Raw genomic sequence first — 21,866 nt, forward strand, 5'->3', positions numbered from 1 at the left:
TTATTTTGGTTATTATTGTATATGTACGATATAATAGATTAGTAGAATAGTGACATTTTCAAGCTTGCGTAGCTATACCTTATAACATCGAGAATCGACTTCATAAGAAAAGTATTTCAACAGAGCGTTTCAAAAATATGTACAGAAATACGTTTTTGAAAACGGATTCATAATCGTATTGTACAGTGAGTTGTAAGGAGAGGGGAAACTATGACAGAACAGACAGTCCGTGTAACCGTTGATGGTAAAGAACTTTTTGCATCGGGTGAAAAGACGATACTCCAATTATTTAATGAAAGTAATTTAGAACATCCTCAAATTTGTCATGTACCAGAGGTAGACCCTATTCAAACCTGTGATACATGTATTGTAGAAGTAGATGGGAAGTTAATGCGTGCTTGTTCAACGAAGCTAGAGAATGGTATGCATATTGAAAGACAATCGCAGCGTGCTAAAGAGGCGCAGACTGAGGCGATGGATCGAATATTAGAGAATCATTTATTGTATTGTACAGTATGTGATAACAATAATGGTAACTGTAAAGTCCATAATACAGTACATATGATGGAGATTGAAGAACAGAAATATCCGTATGAACCGAAAGTAAGTGCATGCGAAGTGGATACGTCGCATCCATTCTATCGATACGATCCAAATCAATGTATTGCTTGTGGACAGTGTGTAGAAGTATGTCAAAATTTACAAGTGAATGAAACGTTATCAATCGATTGGAGTTTAGACCGTCCACGTGTTATTTGGGACAATGGTGTAAGTATAAATGACTCATCTTGTGTGAGTTGTGGGCAATGTGTAACAGTATGTCCGTGTAATGCGTTAATGGAAAAAACAATGCTGGGTGAAGCAGGATTTATGACAGGATTAAAACCAGATGTGTTGGATCCAATGATTGATTTTGTAAAAGATGTAGAACCTGGATATAGCAGTATTTTAGCGGTTTCAGAAGTAGAGGCTGCGATGCGTAAGACGAAAGTTAATAAAACAAAAACAGTTTGTACATTTTGTGGTGTAGGTTGTTCATTTGAAGTATGGACGAAAGATCGTCAAATTTTGAAAGTGCAACCTGTTTCAGATGCACCGGTTAATGGTATTTCCACATGTGTAAAAGGTAAATTTGGCTGGGATTTTGTGAACAGTGAAGATCGTATTACAAAGCCATTAATCCGCCAAGGAGATATGTTTGTTGAGGCTTCATGGGAAGAGGCTCTTGAAGTTGTTGCATCTAATATGCAGCATATTAAATCAGAATACGGCAGCGATGCATTTGGGTTCATTTCTTCTTCGAAAGTAACGAATGAAGAAAATTATCTTATGCAAAAACTAGCTCGTCAAATATATGGAACGAATAATGTAGACAACTGTTCCCGTTATTGTCAATCTCCAGCAACAGACGGTTTATTTAAAACTGTCGGTATGGGCGGGGATGCTGGAACAGTGAAAGATATCGCTGAAGCAGGTCTTGTTATTGTTGTTGGTGCGAATCCAACAGAAGGACATCCTGTACTTGCAACTAGAGTGAAACGTGCTCATAAATTACATGAACAAAAACTAATTGTCGCAGACCTTCGTAAACATGAAATGGCGGAACGTGCTGATATATTTGTTCACCCGAGTCAAGGGACAGATTATGTATGGCTTGCTGGTATTACGAAATATATTATTGATCAAGATTGGCATGATAAAAAGTTCATAGCTGAAAATGTAAAGAATTTTGATGAATATAGCAAAATGCTAGAAAAGTATACGCTTGATTATACTGAGAAAATTACAGGGATTTCTAAAGATAATCTTAAAGAGATGGCTCGTATGGTATATGAAGCAGATGGTACTTGTGTACTTTGGGGAATGGGTGTAACTCAAAATACAGGAGGAAGTACAACGTCAGCTGCAATTTCAAATTTACTGCTTGTTACGGGCAACTATCGTCGTCCTGGTGCAGGTGCATATCCGTTACGCGGACATAATAACGTACAAGGTGCTTGTGATATGGCAACATTACCGAACTGGCTTCCAGGTTATCAAGCGGTTTCGGATGATGTGCATCGTGCGAAATTTGAAAAAGAATACGGTACTACCATTCCGAAAGAACCGGGATTAAATAATATCGCAATGTTACTTGCGGCCGAAGAAGGAAAATTGCGTGGTATGTATGTTATGGGAGAAGAAATGGCTTTAGTAGATTCAAATGCCAACCATGTACAACATATTTTAGCGAATTTAGACTTCCTTGTTGTTCAAGATATGTTCTTATCGAAAACAGCTCGTTTTGCCGATGTTATTTTACCGGCAGCACCAAGCTTAGAAAAAGAAGGAACATTTACAAATACAGAGCGCCGTATTCAAAGATTGTATGAAGTATTGAAGCCACTTGGTGATTCTAAGCCAGATTGGTGGATTTTACAAAAAGTAGCTCGTGCATTGGGCGGAGACTGGGATTATGGAAGTCCAAGTGAAATTATGGATGAAATTGCATCACTTGCCCCGTTATACTCACAAGCAACGTATGACCGTTTAGAAGGCTGGAATAGTTTATGTTGGGGTAGCCATGATGGTAGTGACACACCGCTATTATATGTAGATGGATTTAACTTCCCAGACAAACTAGCACGTTTATCACTGGATGAATGGATTCCGCCAGTTGTAGCACCAGATGAGTATGATTTACTATTAAATAATGGCCGTATGCTAGAGCATTTCCATGAAGGGAATATGACGAATAAGTCGGCTGGCATTTTATCTAAAGTGTCTGAAGTATTTGTTGAAATTTCACCTGAACTTGCTAAAGAACGCAATGTGAAAGATGGTGGTCTTGTAGAGTTAGCATCACCATTTGGAAAGATTAAAGTACAAGCGCTTGTTACAGATCGTGTAACTGGAAATGAGTTATATTTGCCGATGCATGCGACAGTAAATGAAGAGGCAATTAATATTTTAACAGGAACAGCAACAGACATTTATACGTGTACACCAGCTTATAAACAAACAATGGTGAAACTGCGCGTATTACGTGAAAAAGGAAATCGTCCGTTACCATCTTCAAACCCGAGAGATAAAAAACGTCATCCGCGAAATGGTGTTGAAATCGAGCAAAAGTGGCAAAGAAAACAATACGTATCACTTGTGGACCAGAATTAGGGGGCGGAGATAATGGCAAAAGAGATTACTTTAATTAAAAAGAAGATTGTAACAGAAGAAGAAAAGAAACAGCAAGTAACAGATGAACTGTTAAATGAGCTAGCTGAAAATAGAGAAGCAATAGAAGAGACGATGCAGCTATTAGGACAGTTGCAAAAAGCTGGGATTTTAGATGCAGCAATTAGCTTACTTGCTGCGAAAGAAGATGTTTCGAAAATCGCTGTGGAGCAATTAAATCGTGAACCAGTAAAAAACGCATTAAACAATATGATGGGGGCAGGAGAGGCATTATCTTCAGTGGACCCAGAAATAACGAAACAAATAACATCTAGTTTAGTCACTGGATTACAATTTGCAACGGATGAGCTGAAAAACGGAAAGAAAACAAAAGTGATGGATTTCTTTAAGGTATTAAAAGATCCAGATATCAACAGGGCGATTACATTCGGTTTTAGTTTCTTAAAAGCATTTGGACAAGGACTAGAGAAAAAATAGAGTGAGTGAAAAAAGTGATGGGATTAGCCATCACTTTTTTCATTGTATGTATAAGAGTGTTCATGTTAAGCGGAATATATTATTATTATTATTAAAAAGATGGATTGAAATTGGAAATGTGGAATCCATCTCAAATATAGTTTTAGAATGTGGAGGAATATATGCAACACCGTAAAAGACTATCTATACCAGGAGTAATGAGACATTCCTTTCAAACAGTACAATTTGCTTTTTGGAATGTGTTAACATTTCAGCTCGTCTATAAATTGTTAGCTGCAATTGTGTTTATCCCCCTCTTAGGTATTGTTTTCAATAAGTTATTGTACTTTGGTGGTTATGCAAATGCGACAAATGATGAATTAGTAGCATTTTTGAAAACACCATATGGGATTTTGGCGATTGTAATTTTATCGATATTAGCATTGTTTCTTATTTTTACGGAATTTGCAGTGCTTATTATTATTTCGTATTTCGCTCATAAAAGGCAAAAGGTAAGATTACGTCCGATTTTGTATAAAACAGTAACGTATTTACCTTCTCTTTTTACATATTGCTTACCAGGATTTATTTTATATGCTGTCGTATTATTACCTCTTTTAAATATGGGATATGAAACGGCATTAATTCCGCAAATTCAAATTCCTAACTTTATTACAGGAGAACTCTTCAAGACAACGATGGGACAAGTTGGTTATTACACGTTCTTTGCTGTAGTCGCGTATTTGAACCTTCGCTGGATTTTTGTTCTACCTATTGTCGTTTTAGAGCAAAAAACATTTCGCGTGGCAGCACGCAAAAGTGCAGCTTTAGTAAAAGAAAGCTTTTTTAAAGTACTATTCTTTTTAGTAGGTTTTTTCATTTCAATAGGGATTGTGTATGTTGTATTTTGGGGAATATATTTATTGTGCCTATGGGGTGTGTATGAATTTACAAGCCCGAAAGGAACATTCGCATTGTTAGCTGAATCAACAATGTCTGTATTCCTAACAAGTACATTGTATTTATTTAGCTTTATCGTGACACCATTTTATATTATGGCTATAACAAGATTGTACTTACAAAAGGTTCCGGTTGAAGATGTGTTATTAGAAGAAGGATTAGATTATTCGAAAACGAAAGCAGATAAATGTTTCTTCCAAAAACATCGTTGGAAATTTATTAGTGTATATATTGTAGGGATTATTACGGCCGGAATGGTTGTTGCCTTCATTGTAACGTTTATTTCAAATTCGTATAAAGAACCGATTATTATGGCGCACCGCGGATATATATCAAAAGGGGTAGAAAATACGAAAGAAGCTGTGCAAGGTGCTATTGATGCAAAAGCAGACTACGCTGAAATAGATGTATTACAAACGAAAGACGGTGAACTGGCGGTTATACATGACTTGAAGTTAAAACGTCTTGCAAATGCCAATGTGCATGTGTCAGATTTAACGATGAATGAATTAAGGCAGCTTACTCTTAGTCAAGATGGATTTTCAGGACAAATAAGTACACTTGATGAAATCATTAAGCTTGCAAAGGGGAAAATCAAACTCAATATTGAAGTGAAGCTTCATGGGGGCGAAAAATACTTTGTAAACAAAGTATTAAAAACGATTAAAGATAATGAATTTGAGAAGCAATGTGTAATTCAAACGTTACACTATCCACTCATTAAAGAGTTTAAGCGTGCAAATTCAGATATAAAAGTAGGATATATACTGTATGCAAGTAGAGCTAACTTAAAGAATGTGAAAGCTGACTTTTATGTAGCAGAAGAATACATGTTAAATAAGAAATTAGTAAAAGAAGCAAGGAAGTTAAATAAGCCAATTTACGTATGGACAGTGAATGATATGGAAAGTTTAAAGGCATATTATAAGTTAAACGTAGATGGTATCATTACCGATTATCCTGAAGACGCACGTGAAACAATTAAGATGTTAAAAGAACAAGAAGCTGAAGAAAGCGATATATTTGATAAAATTACAGAAACGACAGAAGACTTGTTTTCAAAGTTATTTATAAGTTACCCAGCTGCTGGCTAAATGCCAGTAGCTGTTTTTTTTGAAAAGAATATATTTCTAAAGTATTGCACAAAGTAATAAATGCATATGTATACGTCAGTGCTTAGTTTTTTTACATTGTTACATTATTGTCAAATAATAAATAATTACTATGCATTTTAAATGAATATAATAGAAATAGAGTGATAGATGATGAGATGGTACGTGGAATCCAATAGAATCAAAGTTTTGTATATTTACACTATTCTAAATATATAAACTTTAAAAAAATAGTATGTTAGCGTTTTCATAACTTTTAAGTTATGCTAGAATAAGGACATAAGTTATTAATTATTACAAAAAGAAAAAAGACTTTCTTTTTTCTGTTAATTATAAGGGGGCATTTCATTATGCGTATTGGGGTACCAGCAGAAATTAAAAACAACGAAAACCGTGTGGCAATGACACCAGCAGGTGTTGTACATTTAGTTCGTAACAATCACGAAGTATTCATTCAAAAGGATGCAGGTGTAGGATCTGGTTTCACAGATGCTCAGTATGTTGAAGCGGGAGCAAAAATTGTTGATACAGCTGAAGAAGCTTGGAACATGGAAATGGTTATGAAAGTTAAGGAACCAGTTGAAAGCGAATACAAACACTTCAGCGAAGGTTTAATCTTATTCACATACTTACACTTAGCTCCAGAACCAGAATTAACAAAAGCGTTAATTGAAAAGAAAGTTGTTGCTATCGCATATGAAACAGTACAATTAGAAAACCGTTCATTACCATTACTTGCACCTATGAGTGAAGTAGCTGGTCGTATGGCTGCACAAATCGGTGCACAATTCCTTGAGAAAAACAAAGGCGGTAAAGGTATCTTACTTGCAGGTGTTCCAGGAGTTAAACGCGGTAAAGTAACAATTATCGGTGGTGGACAAGCTGGTACAAATGCTGCTAAAATTGCAGTTGGACTAGGTGCGGATGTAACAATCATCGACTTAAGTGCAGAACGTCTTCGTCAATTAGATGACATTTTCGGAAACCAAGTAAAAACTTTAATGTCTAATCCTTACAATATTGCAGAAGCTGTAAAAGAATCTGATCTTGTAATCGGTGCAGTATTAATCCCAGGTGCAAAAGCGCCAAAACTTGTAACAGAAGAAATGATTAAATCAATGGAACAAGGTTCTGTTGTTGTAGATATCGCGATTGACCAAGGTGGTATTTTCGAAACAACTGACCGTATTACAACTCATGATAACCCAACTTATGAAAAACACGGCGTTGTTCACTATGCAGTTGCAAATATGCCAGGTGCGGTTCCACGTACATCAACTCTTGCATTAACAAACGTAACAGTACCATATGCAGTACAAATTGCTAACAAAGGCTACAAAGAAGCTTGCCTAGGCAACGCTGCATTATTAAAAGGTATTAACACATTAGAAGGCTATGTAACGTTCGAAGCAGTTGCAGAAGCTCACGGTGTAGAGTACAAAGGTGCAAAAGAATTATTAGAAGCAGAAACAGTATCTTGCTAATAGAAGCATTATACAAAACAAAATCGAACAATATATAAAACAACATGATAAGAGCTAAGAGATAATACCTCTTAGCTCTTCTTAGTAAAAGGGGGCATTCATCGTGGCCAACCTATTCAAAAAGAAATCCGTTACGCAATTGTTAGGGGAAAGTAAAAGTAAAACTTTGACGAAAACGCTAGGGGCATTTGACCTAACAATGCTAGGGATTGGTGCGATAATTGGTACAGGAGTTCTAGTATTAACTGGATTAGTAGCAGCAAGAGATGCTGGTCCAGCAGTTATTTTTTCATTTATGATTGCAGCAATTGTTTGTGGATTTGCAGCTTTATGTTATGCAGAGGTTGCATCTGCACTTCCTGTTTCAGGTAGTGTGTACACATATTCATATGCGACAATTGGTGAATTTGTTGCCCATTTAATGGGATGGACATTGTTATCCGTATATGTCGTAACAACTGCCGCAGTAGCTGGTGGATGGACAGGTTATTTCAATAATTTAGTGAGTGGATTGGGACTTGAAATTCCAAAAGCATTGTTAACGATTCCGGCGCAAGGTGGTATCGTGAACTTACCAGCAGTTATCGTTACGTTAGTGATAACTTGGTTATTATCACGAGGTACGAAAGAAAGTAAGCGTGTGAATAACATAATGGTATTAATTAAAATTGGTATTGTTGTTTTATTCATTGCAGTTGGTGTATTCTACGTGAAACCAGAAAACTGGATACCATTTGCACCGTACGGCTTAAGTGGAGTCTTTGCCGGAGGAGCAGCAGTATTCTTCGCTTTCTTAGGATTTGATGCATTAGCAACTTCTGCTGAAGAAGTGAAAAATCCACAACGTGATTTGCCGATTGGTATTATTGCTTCATTAGTCATTTGTACAATCATTTATGTTGTAGTTTGTCTCGTTATGACAGGTATGGTTTCTTATAAGGAATTAGATGTACCTGAAGCGATGGCATATGTGTTAGAAGTTGTAGGACAAGACAAAGTAGCTGGTGTAATCGCTATTGGAGCTGTAATTGGTATTATGGCTGTAATTTTCGCATACATCTACGCTACGACACGTGTATTCTTCGCTATGAGTCGTGACGGTTTATTGCCAAAATCTTTTGCGAAAATTAACAAGAAGACAGAAGCACCAACATTTTCAGTTTGGTTAACAGGAATTGGTAGTGCTTTAATTGCTGGATTTATCGATTTAAAAGAATTGTCGAATTTAGCGAATATTGGAGCGTTATTAACATTTGCGATGGTTGGTGTAACTGTCATCATTCTTCGTAAAACGCATCCGAAATTACAACGTGGATTTATGGTACCACTTGTACCAATCTTACCGATTATTTCAGTTGCAAGCTGTCTATTCTTAATGGTAAATCTACCATTAACAACATGGATATACTTCGGTATTTGGTTAGCAATTGGAGTAGTTGTATACTTTGTTTATTCGAAAAAGCATAGTCATTTAAAAGAAGATGGAAGTTCGCAGGATAATTTAGAAGAAGCTAATTAAAGGGATATAAAGTTAGTAAGCCTTGTGCGTCTAGGGAGCGCGCAAGGCTTTTTTCTTTTGGAAAAATAAAGGATACCAATGTTATGTTGTCGAATTTTTATGTCGGAATATAGGAAGGGGTGGAAAGATGGAGACGAAAGTTGTCGTTGGAGCAGAGGGATATAATAATAATCCAGGTTGGTTACATACGAGTGAAGAAGAATTAAATTTATTAAGAAGAGAAACGTGGCTTAATAAATTTCAGCCTAATTCTTTATCGGTAATTTTAGCTGAACATGTATGGGAGCATTTATCGTATGAAGAAGGCATAGAAGCAGCTAAAATATGCTTTGAGTTTTTACAAGATGATGGTTATATTCGTTGTGCAGTGCCGGATGAATTTTTCCCAAATGAAGAATATCAGCGTGGTGTGCAAGTGGGAGGACCCGGTCCGTTAGATCATCCAGCTGCAAGTCATAAAATTGTACATAACTATAAAACGATTGTATCAATGTTTGAAGCAGCGGGTTTTCAAGTAAAGCTTTTAGAATACTGTGATGAGAATGGCCAGTTTCATTATAGTGATTGGGAAGAGAACAGTGGATTTATTTATCGATCGAAACGTTTTGATCATAGAAATCAAGATGGTAAATTAGGATTTGCTTCGTTAATTGTGGATGCAGTAAAAGTTAATAAATAAGAAGGGATGCACGATAGTTTTCGTGCATCCTTTTTGTATGAAGAGCATGATAGATGCGGAGAATATTTATATGTTTATTTTGAAATGTGAACGAAATTTTTTAAAAAATGTATGAGAATTCATTGACACATATGAATGGACGCTCATATAATAAAGGTATAAGACATATGAATAGTTGTTCATATGTTCAAATGAAGAGGTGAGCTGTGATGGCTGAAAATAAAGTAGAAACGCAACAGGAAGCATGTTCTCAAACGATAATTCACGAGGAAATCGTGGATCAAGTAAAACAAACAATTCCGACTGATGAAAGTTTAAGTAAAGTAGCAGAATTATTTAAAGTATTAGGTGACCGTACACGTACGAGAATATTACATGCATTATTTGAAGCTGAAATGTGTGTTTGTGATTTAGCTTATTTATTAGGGATGACGCAATCTTCAATCTCACATCAGCTTCGTGTATTAAAGCAAGCAAAGCTTGTAAAGAACCGAAAAGAAGGAAAGGTAGTTTATTATTCCTTAGCTGATCAACACGTAATTCATATCTTCGAGCAAGCGTTTGAACACGTAAACGAGGAAGAATAAAAACGCGAGGAGGGAGAACGATGGCAGAAGCATTAGTGAAAAAGAAACTTATGCTAGAAGGCTTAGATTGTGCGAATTGTGCAATGAAAATTGAAAAGGGTGTTGGGAATATAGAGGGAGTAACGTCTTGTTCTGTAAACTTTGCAACTAAGACGATGCTTTTAGAAACACCACAAAATAAAGAAAATCAAGTTGTTACGGAAGCGAAGCAGCTCGTTACAAAATTAGAGCCGCATATTAAGGTTCAAGAAGAGAAAAAAACAAAAGCGGCGAAAGAAGTATTTATATTAGAAGGTTTAGACTGTGCGAACTGTGCAATAAAGATTGAAAATAAGGTAAAGGAAATGCCAACAGTTTCAGAAGCGACTGTTGATTTCGTATCAAAGAAATTAAGAGTAGAAGTTGCAAATAAAAGAGAACTTGAATCGACTGTGCAAAATATAAAAAATGTCGTTCAAAAGTTAGAGCCAGATGTAAAAGTTGTTCGTGAAGAGGAAAAAGGACACGACCACGGCCATGATCATGGTGATAGAAATGTGAAAAAAATGATAGGAAGATTAGTAGTCGGCGGAATTTTGACAGGGATTGCTGCATTAGCCGGATTACCGCAATTGATAACAATTCCATTATTCGTTCTTGCTTATTTATTAATAGGTGGAGATATCGTTTGGAGAGCGGTAAGAAACATAACTCGCGGCCAAGTATTCGATGAAAACTTTTTAATGGCAATTGCAACTTTAGGAGCTTTCGCGATTCAACAATATCCAGAAGCAGTTGCAGTAATGTTATTCTACCAAGTAGGAGAACTGTTCCAAAGTATTGCTGTAAATCGCTCTCGAAAATCAATTACTTCATTAATGGACATTCGACCTGATTATGCAAATGTGAAAGTTGGAAATGAAACGAAACAAGTATCACCAGAAGATGTGCAAATAGGTGAGTATATTATCGTAAAACCAGGTGAAAAAGTACCGTTAGACGGGAAAGTAGTTGAGGGAACATCAATGATGGATACTTCAGCGTTAACAGGTGAGTCTGTACCGCGAGAAGTAGAAGTTGGTAATGACGTATTAAGTGGTTTTGTAAACCAAAATGGTGTATTAACTGTTGAAGTTACAAAAGAGTTCGGTGAATCGACTGTATCGAAAATTTTAGACTTAGTACAAAATGCAAGTAGCAAAAAAGCGCCAACAGAAAACTTTATTACGAAGTTTGCACGTTATTATACTCCTGTTGTAGTTATAACAGCAGCAATAATGGCATTTATTCCACCACTTATTTTAGAGGGGGCTACATTCTCCGATTGGATTTATAGAGCTTTAGTGTTCTTAGTAATCTCTTGTCCATGTGCGCTCGTTGTATCGATTCCTCTTGGATTCTTTGGCGGTATTGGTGGGGCATCTAAAAGTGGTATTTTAGTAAAAGGAAGTAACTATTTAGAAGCGTTGAATGATGTGAAATATATCGTTTTTGATAAAACAGGAACATTAACAAAAGGTGTCTTTAAAGTTACGAAGATGGAGCCTAGTGAAGGTATTACAGAAGAAGAGCTATTAGAATATGCAGCATTTGCAGAAGTATACTCAAATCATCCGATTGCACAATCTATTCGAAATGCATATGGAAAATCAATCGATGAAAATACTATTGAAGACTATAGTGAAATTTCTGGTCATGGTACGGTTGTAAAAGTACAAGGAAAAGAAATTTTCGCAGGTAATGCTAAATTAATGAGAAAAGAAAACATTACATTTAAGCAACCGAATACAGTAGGTACACTAGTTCATGTTGCTGTAGATGGTAAATATGCGGGTTATATTGTTATCTCTGATGAGGTAAAAGAGGATTCAAAACAAGCAATTCAAAAGTTAAAAGAACTAGGTATTAAGAAGACAGTCATGTTAACTGGTGATGCAAAATCAGTTGGTGAAGCTGTTGGTAAAGAATTAGGTTTAGATGAAGTTCATACCGAATTATTACCACACCAAAAAGTAGAAGAAATCGAAAAAATTGATGCAGCAAAACGCGGTAAAGAAAAGATTGCATTCGTCGGTGATGGTATTAATGATACACCAGTATTAGCGCGAGCAGACGTTGGTATTGCGATGGGTGGTTTAGGGTCAGATGCAGCAATTGAAGCTGCTGATATCGTTATTATGACTGATGAGCCTTCAAAAATTGCGACAGCAGTAAAAATTGCAAAACGTACACGTAGTATTGTCTGGCAAAATATTATATTTGCATTAGGGGTAAAAGGGTTAGTGTTATTACTCGGCGCCTTTGGTATTGCAACAATGTGGGAAGCGGTCTTCTCAGATGTTGGTGTGACACTACTTGCAGTTTTAAATGCAATGCGTGTACTGAGAGTGAAAGATTAATAAAAATAAGAGAGGGCGCGATTACGCCCTCTCTTATTTTTATTATTTTACCGTGTTATTGGGGGTGACTGTTGGTAACATAATATTGAAAAAAACAGAGAAGGAGGAAACTTCTCTGTTTATTTTTGTATATTTTTTTCAACTTGTTCGCGAACAGTTTGAATATAATTCATTTTATGATCCCAGCACTCTTGGCTTAAATCGACAGGGTACTCTTCAGGATTTAAAGTTCGCATATATTCTTCCCAAAATAGTGAGAGGCTGTGTTCGTTATACTTTTGAATATCTAATATGTTAGGTAATTCATACGTTCTTTTACCGTTAACGAAAATATCTTGATGCAGTTCGCGTGCTTCGAAGTTTGTTACGAATTTACTTATATATGTATGAACAGGATGGAACATTTTTAAACGTTCTTCTTTTCCGGGTTCTTCTGACTCTAAAGCAATATAATCGCCTTCTGCATGATCGTTAACACGGTTAATAATACGATAAATTCGTTTAAGTCCTGGGGTTGTAATTTTTTCAGGATTGGATGAAATTTTAATCGTATCATTTAAGTTGCCATCGGCATCTTCAATGGCAACTAGTTTGTAGACAGCGCCTAATGCTGGTTGCTCAAAAGATGTGATTAGTTTTGTACCGACACCCCATACATCAATTTTTGCTCCTTGAGATTTCAAATGCATAATCGTATATTCATCTAAATCGCTAGAAGCGATAATTTTTGTGTTTGTAAATCCAGATTCATCAAGTTGTTTTCTTGCTTCTTTTGATAAATACGCCATATCTCCACTATCAAGGCGAATACCGTAAAAATCGATGCGATCTCCAAACTCTTTTGCAACACGAATCGCATTTGGAACACCAGATTTTAAAGTGTCGTATGTATCGACGAGAAATACACATTTTTTATGTGTTTCAGCATATTTTTTAAACGCAACATATTCATCACGATATGCTTGAACGAAAGAGTGGGCATGTGTGCCGGCTACAGGGATGCCAAAGCGTTTCCCTGCCCGAACGTTACTTGTAGAAGAGAAACCGCCAATGAAAGCAGCGCGTGTTCCCCAAAGAGCAGCATCAAACTCATGAGCACGCCTTGTACCAAACTCTAAAAGTTGATCATTATTTGCAGCGTGCTTCATACGTGCGGCTTTTGTAGCAATTAATGTTTGGTAATTTACAATATTTAAGAGAGCAGTTTCAATTATTTGTGCCTCGCCAAGCGGTGCATCAACACGTAATAAAGGCTCGTTATTAAAAACAACTTCACCTTCCTGCATACCACGAACCGTTCCAGTGAATTTCATATTTTGTAAATAATGAAGGAAGTCTTCTTCAAATTGCAGCTCTGCTAAATAAGCGATATCGCTTTCGGTAAACCTGAAATTTTCTATGTACTCTACAATTTTCTCAAGACCAGCAAATACTGCATAACCGTTTTCGAATGGAAGCTTTCGAAAGTATAAATCAAAAACAGAACGGCGATTATGAATACCATCTTTCCAATATGTATAAGCCATGTTGATTTGATATAAATCTGTATGTAAGGCGTAACTATCGTCTTTATAATGATTCATTGCGAAAACACCTCCGTAAATTGGTTATAGTATACCAATTTTCCACCCTTCGTAGCAAAAAAGTAATATGGAAGTGAAGTCAAGAGAGAAAAAAATGAAATAATGCATATTTTTTAGAAAATTTACATTTATCAATTTATATTTCTCCAGATTTTATGTATTATTAGAGTAATGGGGGTAATGAGAATGGAGGAGGACAATGCAACAAACATTAGAAAAAATAGGCAAGCAAGTTTTTTATAAACGGCTACAGCAAAAAATGACACAAGAAGAATTATGTCAGGGCATTTGTTCTGTCTCATACTTAAGTAAGATCGAAAACGGAAAGATCGAAGCATCAGAAGAAATTCTACAATTGCTCTGCGCAAGACTAGAAATTGCTGTGACGGATTTGAGAGATGTAGAAGAAGATGTGAAGGTGAAGCTGGATGAATGGTTAAATGCATTAATTCATTTGGACAAGCAACAGGTAGAACGGATATATACAGAATTACAAGGTGAAATGAAGCATGTTGTAGATTTTGAAATTATAAATTATTATAAGCTACTTTATACGCGTTATTTAATTATGAAAAGGAATTTTCCTGCTGTTGAAGAAGAGTTAGAGGGCTTAAAGAAGATGTACAAAAAGTATTCACCATTCCAAAAATTATTATATACGTATAGCAAAGGGTTATATTATTTTTTACAACATAAATATAAGAGGGCTTTGGAGTACTTGGTTCGAACAGAAGTAATGGCAAAGGAACAAGGTTATCACGAAAATGGAATATATTTCAACTTAGCTCTTGTTTATAATGAATTAGAAGTTGAACATATGACTTTACATTTTGCTAATGTAGCGATGGAAGGTTTTAAGAATGAATATAAGTTCCGTTATGTGATAAATTGCCAATTACTTATTGCGCTGAGTTATATACAAAAAAAACAATATAATGAAGCGCTATCTATTTATAACAATATTTTGAGAGAAGCAAATTCTTTCGCTGATAAAGAAAGCATAACAGCTATTGCTTTAAATAACTTAGGATTCTTGTACTATAACTTAAAAGATTATGCAAAAGCTAAAGATTATTATTTGCAATGCTTACAGTATAAGAAGGAAGAGGATTTAAATTATATTGATGCAGTATATGAGATTGCTTTACAATGTATTGAATTAAAAGAATTTGAAGAAGCGAAAGATTGGATCGATAAAGGGATAGATGTTGCGAAGAGGGATGAAAAGTATAAAAGTATGCTATATATACTTTTAATGCTTAAGTATAAATACTTTGAAACAAAAGATGTTTATAAAAAATTTTTAGAAATTGAGGCAATCCCATTTTTTAGAGGTGAAGAGAATAAAAAGGAATTAAAAATGGTGTATTTAGAACTAGCAGGGTATCATGAAGAATTATTAGAGTTTCGAGAAAGTAATAACTATTATAAACTAGCAATTAATTTATTAGAAGAAAAGGGAGGAAAATAATATGAAGAAAATAATTATTGGTGCTTTGGCTTTGGTAGCTGTATTAGTGGTATTGGAACCGCAATATGCTTGGACATCGGATATCTATGGTCAAGGAGAGAAAGTAGTTGAAGTGATAAACTCTTAAAAAAAAACCCTTTCCCAACGGAAAGGTTTTTTTTTTTTTTTCAATATTTGTTCCTCAAAATTCTACAAAACTTGAGAAAAAAGTTATTTGAATTTTTAGTATATTAATAGTGGAAACATAATGCTAATATGAAATTACTCTTTTTCAAAAATTTTTTATTAGGGGGAAGGTTATATGAAAAGGAAGAGTTTAGCGTTAGTGTTAGCGACAGGAATGGCAGTTACAGCATTTGGAGGGACAGGCTCTGCGTTTGCGGATTCTAAAAATGTGCTCTCTACAAAAAAGTACAATGAGAGCGTACAGTCACCTGAGTTTATTTCTGGTGATTTAACTGGAGCGACTGGTAAGAAAGCGGAATCTGTTGTGTTTGATTACTTAAACGCGGCAAAAGGTGATTATAAGTTAGGAGAAAAGAGTGCCCAAGATTCTTTCAAAGTGAAACAAGTGAAAAAAGATGCTGTAACTGATTCAACAGTAGTACGTATGCAACAAGTTTATGAAGGAGTACCTGTATGGGGGTCTACTCAAGTAGCTCACGTAAGTAAAGATGGTTCTTTAAAAGTATTGTCTGGAACAGTTGCGCCTGATTTAGACAAGAAGGAAAAGTTGAAAAACAAAAATAAGATTGAAGGCGCAAAAGCAATTGAAATCGCGCAACAAGATTTAGGAGTAACACCTAAATATGAGGTGGATCCAAAAGCGGACTTATATGTATATCAAAACGGTGAAGAAACAACATATGCATACGTTGTAAATCTAAACTTCTTAGATCCAAGCCCAGGAAACTACTACTATTTCATTGAGGCAGACAGCGGTAAAGTATTAAATAAATATAATACAATTGATCATGTGACGAATGATGATAAGTCACCTGTTAAACAAGATGCTCCTAAACAGGATGCTAAAGCGGTTGTAAAGCCTGTAACAGGAACGAATAAAGTGGGAACTGGTAAAGGCGTATTAGGAGATACGAAATCGCTTAATACAACGTTATCTGGGTCATCTTACTACTTGCAAGATAATACGCGCGGAGCAACAATTTTCACATATGATGCGAAAAATCGCTCAACATTACCAGGAACATTATGGGCAGATGCAGATAATGTTTTCAATGCAGCGTATGATGCAGCGGCAGTTGATGCTCATTACTATGCAGGTAAAACATATGATTATTATAAAGATACATTTAACAGAAACTCTATTAATGATGCAGGAGCACCATTAAAATCAACTGTTCATTACGGAAGTAAGTATAATAATGCATTTTGGAACGGTTCGCAAATGGTATACGGAGATGGTGATGGTGTAACATTCACTTCATTATCTGGTGGTATTGACGTAATTGGTCACGAATTAACGCATGCGGTTACGGAAAATAGCTCGAATTTAATTTATCAAAATGAATCAGGAGCATTAAATGAAGCAATTTCTGATATTTTTGGTACGTTAGTAGAATTCTATGATAACCGTGACCCAGATTGGGAGATTGGTGAAGATATTTATACACCTGGTAAAGCGGGAGATGCACTGCGTTCTATGAGTGATCCAACGAAATATGGTGATCCAGACCATTATTCTAAGCGTTACACAGGTTCAAGTGATAACGGTGGAGTTCATACAAACAGTGGCATTATTAACAAACAAGCTTATTTGTTAGCAAATGGTGGTACGCATTCTGGTGTGACTGTAGCTGGTATCGGTAAAGATAAATTAGGTGCGATTTACTACCGTGCAAATACACAGTATTTCACGCAATCTACTACATTTAGTCAAGCTCGTGCTGGTGCAGTACAAGCTGCTGCTGACTTATATGGTGCAAATTCTGCTGAAGTAACAGCAGTTAAGCAATCATTTAGTGCTGTTGGTGTAAACTAAGATATTTCTATTCGTAAGAGGTATATATTAATAGAATATACTTCAAAAAATAAAGAAGGAGCCTATGCTCCTTCTTTATTTTTTTCTCCATTTTTTCCACAAATAAAATAATCCAACGCAACCCGCGATTGTTACAATCCACTTCGCTTCATTTGTTCCATTTATGACATGATATGCAGAATATACTTCAATCAATAAGGCCGGTATTTTCCCTATTGTGCTGGCAATACTGAAAGAGAGTAATGACATTTTTCCAAGAGCTGCAAATAAAGTAACGATACTGGACGGAATGAAAGGAATAAAACGAAAAGATAGGACTAGTAGAAATGCCTCTCTGCCTTCTACGTAAAGAAGGCGTTCTACCTTTGGATACTTATTTACTTTATCGAGAGTGAACTTCTGAAGGCCTATACGATAAATATAAAACGAGATAATAGCCCCTAATGCCTCACCTGCGATCGAAATGATTGTGCCATTTGTTACACCGAAGAGCTGTATATTAATGGCGGTCAAAAAAATACTAGGGATAAAACCTAAAAGACTGATGATGATGTTGATTAAGATACTAAGTGGAATTGCGATTGAATAATAGTCTGTTAAGAAGTTTTGAATTGTTTCAGCCATCGTATAAAATCCTTTATCTTTTTTTGCATTACACCATATTTCCATTGTATAGGCAAGTGTAAATTTACATAATGTAGAAAACAGTCGATGGAAAGGTACTTGTATACCTTATATAGGTATTGGGTATATAAAACTAGGGGTATATTTAGTTCGTTTGAATAATACTCCATAAATACTATATTTAAAGGGTTTTTTGAGTATTATGATTGGTGTTTTTATCTGGGAAATAATTTTAAAAACACAGGGGTATATTTTAAGGTGGGTGAAAAACAGTGATTTGATGAAAGTGGATTGGAAAATATAGCGAAATGAATGAGGGATTTTAAAATTGTATCCATTTTTTCTTTGTGAAATTGACTTTTAGTGGAGTTACGATAATAATCATGGAAGAGGTGATACGATGAAACGATTAAGTAGTCTTTTCTTGAGTAGTTTATTGGCACTAATACTGATTTTAAGTGGATGTGCAGGAAAAGAACAAAAAACAGAAAAACCAAAAGAGGATCATTCTACATCAGTAGAAAAAATTAGTGACAATATTTTAGATGAAATGGAAGGGCCACCTAAAAATGGTCATACGATTGAAAGGCATGTAGGCAAATCAGAAGAGGATTTGAAGAATCGTTTGAAGACAGATAAAGTTTCAGCGGCAAGTACATACTATGATAAGGAAACAGCGACAAAGGCTGTGAAAGATAGTTTAAAACAACATGATAAAGAAATTCAGGACTGGTTGAAAAACTCTAAAGAGGCTCGTCTTGTATTGAATACAACTCATTCATTCCCAGTTGGAAAAACGGTAATAAAGAAAAATATGAATGTAAAAGACAAACTAGTAAAGACTGTTACAGTTTTAGCGAGAGATAAATCAGGAGATCTAGGATTTAAGATTATTACTTCTTATCCATCAGATAAATAAAGGGGGGAGTATATATGTATCCAACATTACAATACTTTCTTAAATCGTACTGTACGTTAAGTATTCATGAGGATGAAATAGTAAGCGTGATGGAAGAGTTTATAGAGCAAGAAGACGAAGAAAGTGTTTTGAAATTACGCGATGAATTAGTAAATATGAAGAAAAAGAACGCGTGGGAAGAAGCGTGCGTATTAGCTGCGAAGCAAGGGAATCGTATGTGGTCTTTAGAAGAAACGCAGGACCATCTTGAAACTTTTTTACTATTATTGCAAAAGAAAAAGGCGTGAGTAAATCACGCCTTTTTGTATACGCTTTTTGAAATTTGTCCGTTTGATATTATCTCATTGTTTTGGGGCACTTTTATATACGCTTTTTGAAATTTGTCCATTTGATATTACTTCACCGTTTTGTGTTACTTTTTTATACGTAACCGCTGTTATTTTATCACCAGTATTACTAATTACTTGAGAAGAAACTTCAACATTTTTACCAGTATTTGTACCGAAAATACGTGTAGTGATACTGCCGCCATTTGAAAATGCTTGAATGTAAATATGCTTACCTGTATTGTTTTTAAATTGTAAATCCGGACCATAATCTGCCACTGCTGCATCTTGCCCAAGTGGTAAATAATTTACGGGCATAGAATGATTGCTTCGAGAAACAATTCCTAAATCTGCTCTTAAAGCTGCGCTATATAAAGTACTACTTACTTGGCAAACGCCTCCGCCTGCACTTTGTATAACTTTACCTTGTGAATATACTGCTGCGGATTTATAACCATGTGCAGCATCAGTTACGCCAACACGGCCATTAAAACTAAACGTTTCATCAGGTGCTACAATAATTCCACTTAAAGTATTAGCTGACTTATTTACGTTATAGGACTGATTGCCATTACGGCCAGCCATTGGCGTGGAGTATTCAGCAATCACTTCTTTAATCCCCATTTGTTGTATATCTTCTGTAGAACGTTCAGGTTTTATTAGTGTAACTGGTAATGCAACATCGGATGTGCTAGAGGTAATAGCTGCGCTTGTTAAATCGATTAATTTTCCTTTATCAATTTTTTCCCCATTTTGACTTTGGCTAATATTTACTGTAGAACCTTCAACACTTAATTCGGCGTTGACAGGATTTTTTAATGTTTCATTATATTTATCCTTTATAAAGGTTTCGTAAGTTGTTGTATTTAATTGTGGTGTTAATTTATAGTCACGTTTTACTTCACCGTTTTCAGCTTGCTTACGCATGTTGTAACGATTCATTACGTTTCCTTCTTGTTCTTTAAAGATATTGTCGACAATATTCTTCTCTTTATAATCTACTCCTAAATCTTTCCACGTGTAATTTTGTTTATCATTTTGGAATACGTAGTTAAGAGATTTTTGATTTAATTCATTCACCTTTTGATTAACAATAGCTTGAATATCTGCTTTATTTTTTCCATCAAGAGAAATACCTTCAAATGTAGTGTTTGGTAGTGCAGTTGTATTTAGTTGATCATTTAATTTAGATACATATTGATATCCGCCAACACCACCAACACAAAGTAATATGCCACCAGCAATAGCGGAGCCAATCAGGATTTTGCTTAGCTTCATTTATTTCCCCCCAGAAAAATTCGTATAAATATATGTATTACATTTTTTGTATAAAAATGATGAAAATAACATTATGTACGTACTAGTATACTATTATTTTCACTATGTGCGTAATGTTTTCATAAAAAATGTTACACCGCTGTAATAATTGTCTCTTTTTGTCACAATGTGCATGGGAAATATGTTGAAAATTATAATAAAAAGGCTGCTTAGAAAAATCTAGCAGCCTTTTTATTATAATTTTTTATGCTCATTTTTATTCGTAACACCGAGATGTTCTTGAAGTGTTGTCGATATATTATCAACACTTTTTTCGTTTGGAACGTAGTAATAAATACCACCTATATATTTATCAGTACCTTCTACTTGCAATTTATCCATTTTTAAATTTGAATCCATTGAATTTTTTGCAATAGCCATCATATCATCAAAAGTTAAATTTGTTTTTAAATCTTTATCGACAGCATCTAATAGGCTTCCGATTTTATTAATGGAATTGAGAGAGAGGGCTTTTTCAGCAATAGCCTCTAAAACAAGTTGTTGTCGTTGACCACGCATATAATCACTATCAATATGACGAGTTCTAGCTAGTGCAAGTGCTTCTTCTCCATTTAAATGTTGACGCCCTTTTTTTAGGTGAATTGCATCTGCTTCGTCGCTACTATTTTGTTCTGTGAATTCAACTGGAACGTCAACAGTTATACCACCTAGAGAATCAACGATTTTGATAAAGGATTTGAAATTAAATTTTACATAGTAATCAACTGGGACATCTAAAAATTTTTCTACTGTATCAATTGTGCTGTCTACACCACCGAATACGTGTGCATGTGTAATTTTATCATATTTATCACGCGATTTAATGTAAACACGTGAGTCACGTGGAATGCTGACAAGTTTAACGGATTTATCATTTTTATTAATTGTTGCAAGTAATAAAGCATCTGTACGGGTTGCTTTTCCATAATCTTTTTCCCTAATATCACTTTCATCAACACCCATAATCAGGACAGAAATATTGTCAGTCATAGGTTTAACAGCTTTTTCACGTTTGCTGGATTTATCTCCTCGGCCGAGTTCAGAATAGGCGTTGCTTAGGACGGATTTTGCTTTACTGTATATGTGGAAGGAGTAACCTCCTGCTCCCATTGCTACAATAATTAATGGAATAAGAATAAACCAAAGTAGGCGTTTTTTCTTTGAACGTCCTTTTTTGGCTCGAGTTTCTTTGTTAATGTCGGATTTCATCATTTTTTCTCCTTTAAAACTATCGAAGTGTATACATCTAGAAGCGTATTAAAACACATAAAAGATATT

Annotated in this window: 17 protein-coding genes; 13 read left to right on the forward strand and 4 right to left on the reverse strand. The window is 35.2% G+C overall.

Annotated elements, in window-relative coordinates; all coding sequences use genetic code 11:
• The first annotated feature begins 210 nt into the window (after window positions 1-210).
• The 8 genes from fdhF (at window position 211) to KPL75_RS17095 (ending at window position 12,346) form a co-directional block, all read left to right on the forward strand.
• Window positions 211-3,153, forward strand: coding sequence for a formate dehydrogenase subunit alpha (fdhF, locus tag KPL75_RS17060; RefSeq protein ID WP_219917085.1), 2,943 nt, complete (start codon window positions 211-213; stop codon window positions 3,151-3,153).
• A 12-nt stretch (window positions 3,154-3,165) separates the two neighbouring features.
• Window positions 3,166-3,648 carry a helical membrane plugin domain-containing protein gene (locus tag KPL75_RS17065; RefSeq protein WP_219917086.1) on the forward strand — a complete coding sequence of 161 codons (483 nt, stop codon included), beginning with the start codon at window positions 3,166-3,168 and terminating at the stop codon, window positions 3,646-3,648.
• A 161-nt stretch (window positions 3,649-3,809) separates the two neighbouring features.
• On the forward strand, window positions 3,810-5,681 hold the full coding sequence (locus tag KPL75_RS17070; protein ID WP_219917087.1) for a glycerophosphoryl diester phosphodiesterase membrane domain-containing protein: 1,872 nt from the start codon (window positions 3,810-3,812) through the stop codon (window positions 5,679-5,681).
• Window positions 5,682-6,049: 368 nt separating this feature from the next.
• Window positions 6,050-7,183: an alanine dehydrogenase gene (gene ald / locus KPL75_RS17075; protein ID WP_219917088.1), complete on the forward strand. Its 1,134-nt coding sequence runs from the start codon at window positions 6,050-6,052 to the stop codon at window positions 7,181-7,183.
• A gap of 103 nt (window positions 7,184-7,286) precedes the next feature.
• A complete protein-coding gene (locus KPL75_RS17080; protein ID WP_219917089.1) occupies window positions 7,287-8,702 on the forward strand; it encodes an amino acid permease in 1,416 nt (471 codons plus the stop codon).
• Between the two features lie 127 nt (window positions 8,703-8,829).
• Window positions 8,830-9,381, forward strand: coding sequence for a class I SAM-dependent methyltransferase (locus KPL75_RS17085; RefSeq protein WP_219917090.1), 552 nt, complete (start codon window positions 8,830-8,832; stop codon window positions 9,379-9,381).
• 209 nt (window positions 9,382-9,590) lie between these two features.
• On the forward strand, window positions 9,591-9,968 hold the full coding sequence (locus KPL75_RS17090) for an ArsR/SmtB family transcription factor (RefSeq protein WP_000829683.1): 378 nt from the start codon (window positions 9,591-9,593) through the stop codon (window positions 9,966-9,968).
• A gap of 20 nt (window positions 9,969-9,988) precedes the next feature.
• Entirely contained in the window at window positions 9,989-12,346 is a 2,358-nt protein-coding gene (locus tag KPL75_RS17095; RefSeq protein ID WP_219917091.1) for a heavy metal translocating P-type ATPase, read from the forward strand.
• Window positions 12,347-12,465: 119 nt separating this feature from the next.
• On the opposite strand, the gene KPL75_RS17100 is transcribed toward KPL75_RS17095, so the two are convergent.
• Window positions 12,466-13,929, reverse strand: coding sequence for a nicotinate phosphoribosyltransferase (locus tag KPL75_RS17100; protein WP_219917092.1), 1,464 nt, complete (start codon window positions 13,927-13,929; stop codon window positions 12,466-12,468).
• A 199-nt stretch (window positions 13,930-14,128) separates the two neighbouring features.
• Here KPL75_RS17100 and KPL75_RS17105 point away from each other — a divergent pair, with 199 nt between their 5' ends.
• From KPL75_RS17105 to KPL75_RS17115, 3 genes are all read left to right on the forward strand, one after another.
• The gene (locus KPL75_RS17105) at window positions 14,129-15,400 is read left to right on the forward strand and encodes a helix-turn-helix domain-containing protein (RefSeq protein ID WP_219917093.1); all 1,272 of its coding nucleotides are present in this window, start codon (window positions 14,129-14,131) and stop codon (window positions 15,398-15,400) included.
• Between the two features lies 1 nt (window position 15,401).
• Complete coding sequence (locus KPL75_RS17110) at window positions 15,402-15,527, forward strand: NprX family peptide pheromone (protein WP_002113982.1); 126 nt, start codon at window positions 15,402-15,404, stop codon at window positions 15,525-15,527.
• A gap of 174 nt (window positions 15,528-15,701) precedes the next feature.
• Window positions 15,702-17,402: a M4 family metallopeptidase gene (locus KPL75_RS17115; protein WP_219917094.1), complete on the forward strand. Its 1,701-nt coding sequence runs from the start codon at window positions 15,702-15,704 to the stop codon at window positions 17,400-17,402.
• Window positions 17,403-17,477: 75 nt separating this feature from the next.
• Here the strand turns inward: KPL75_RS17115 and KPL75_RS17120 are convergent, their stop codons facing one another.
• Complete coding sequence (locus KPL75_RS17120; protein WP_131231961.1) at window positions 17,478-18,026, reverse strand: TVP38/TMEM64 family protein; 549 nt, start codon at window positions 18,024-18,026, stop codon at window positions 17,478-17,480.
• Between the two features lie 400 nt (window positions 18,027-18,426).
• Between KPL75_RS17120 and KPL75_RS17125 the strand changes: the two genes are divergently transcribed.
• Complete coding sequence (locus KPL75_RS17125; protein WP_219917095.1) at window positions 18,427-18,945, forward strand: RNase A-like domain-containing lipoprotein; 519 nt, start codon at window positions 18,427-18,429, stop codon at window positions 18,943-18,945.
• A 14-nt stretch (window positions 18,946-18,959) separates the two neighbouring features.
• Window positions 18,960-19,232, forward strand: a complete 273-nt coding sequence (locus tag KPL75_RS17130) for a hypothetical protein (RefSeq protein ID WP_219917096.1) — start codon at window positions 18,960-18,962, stop codon at window positions 19,230-19,232.
• Between the two features lie 54 nt (window positions 19,233-19,286).
• Here the strand turns inward: KPL75_RS17130 and KPL75_RS17135 are convergent, their stop codons facing one another.
• Both KPL75_RS17135 and KPL75_RS17140 read right to left on the reverse strand, forming a co-directional pair.
• Window positions 19,287-20,549 carry a VanW family protein gene (locus KPL75_RS17135; protein ID WP_219917097.1) on the reverse strand — a complete coding sequence of 421 codons (1,263 nt, stop codon included), beginning with the start codon at window positions 20,547-20,549 and terminating at the stop codon, window positions 19,287-19,289.
• Window positions 20,550-20,783: 234 nt separating this feature from the next.
• Window positions 20,784-21,800, reverse strand: coding sequence for an LCP family glycopolymer transferase (locus KPL75_RS17140; protein ID WP_309137432.1), 1,017 nt, complete (start codon window positions 21,798-21,800; stop codon window positions 20,784-20,786).
• Window positions 21,801-21,866 lie beyond the last annotated feature (66 nt).

Source organism: Bacillus sp. NP247, from assembly GCF_018966865.1.
Taxonomy (GTDB): Bacteria; Bacillota; Bacilli; order Bacillales; family Bacillaceae_G; genus Bacillus_A.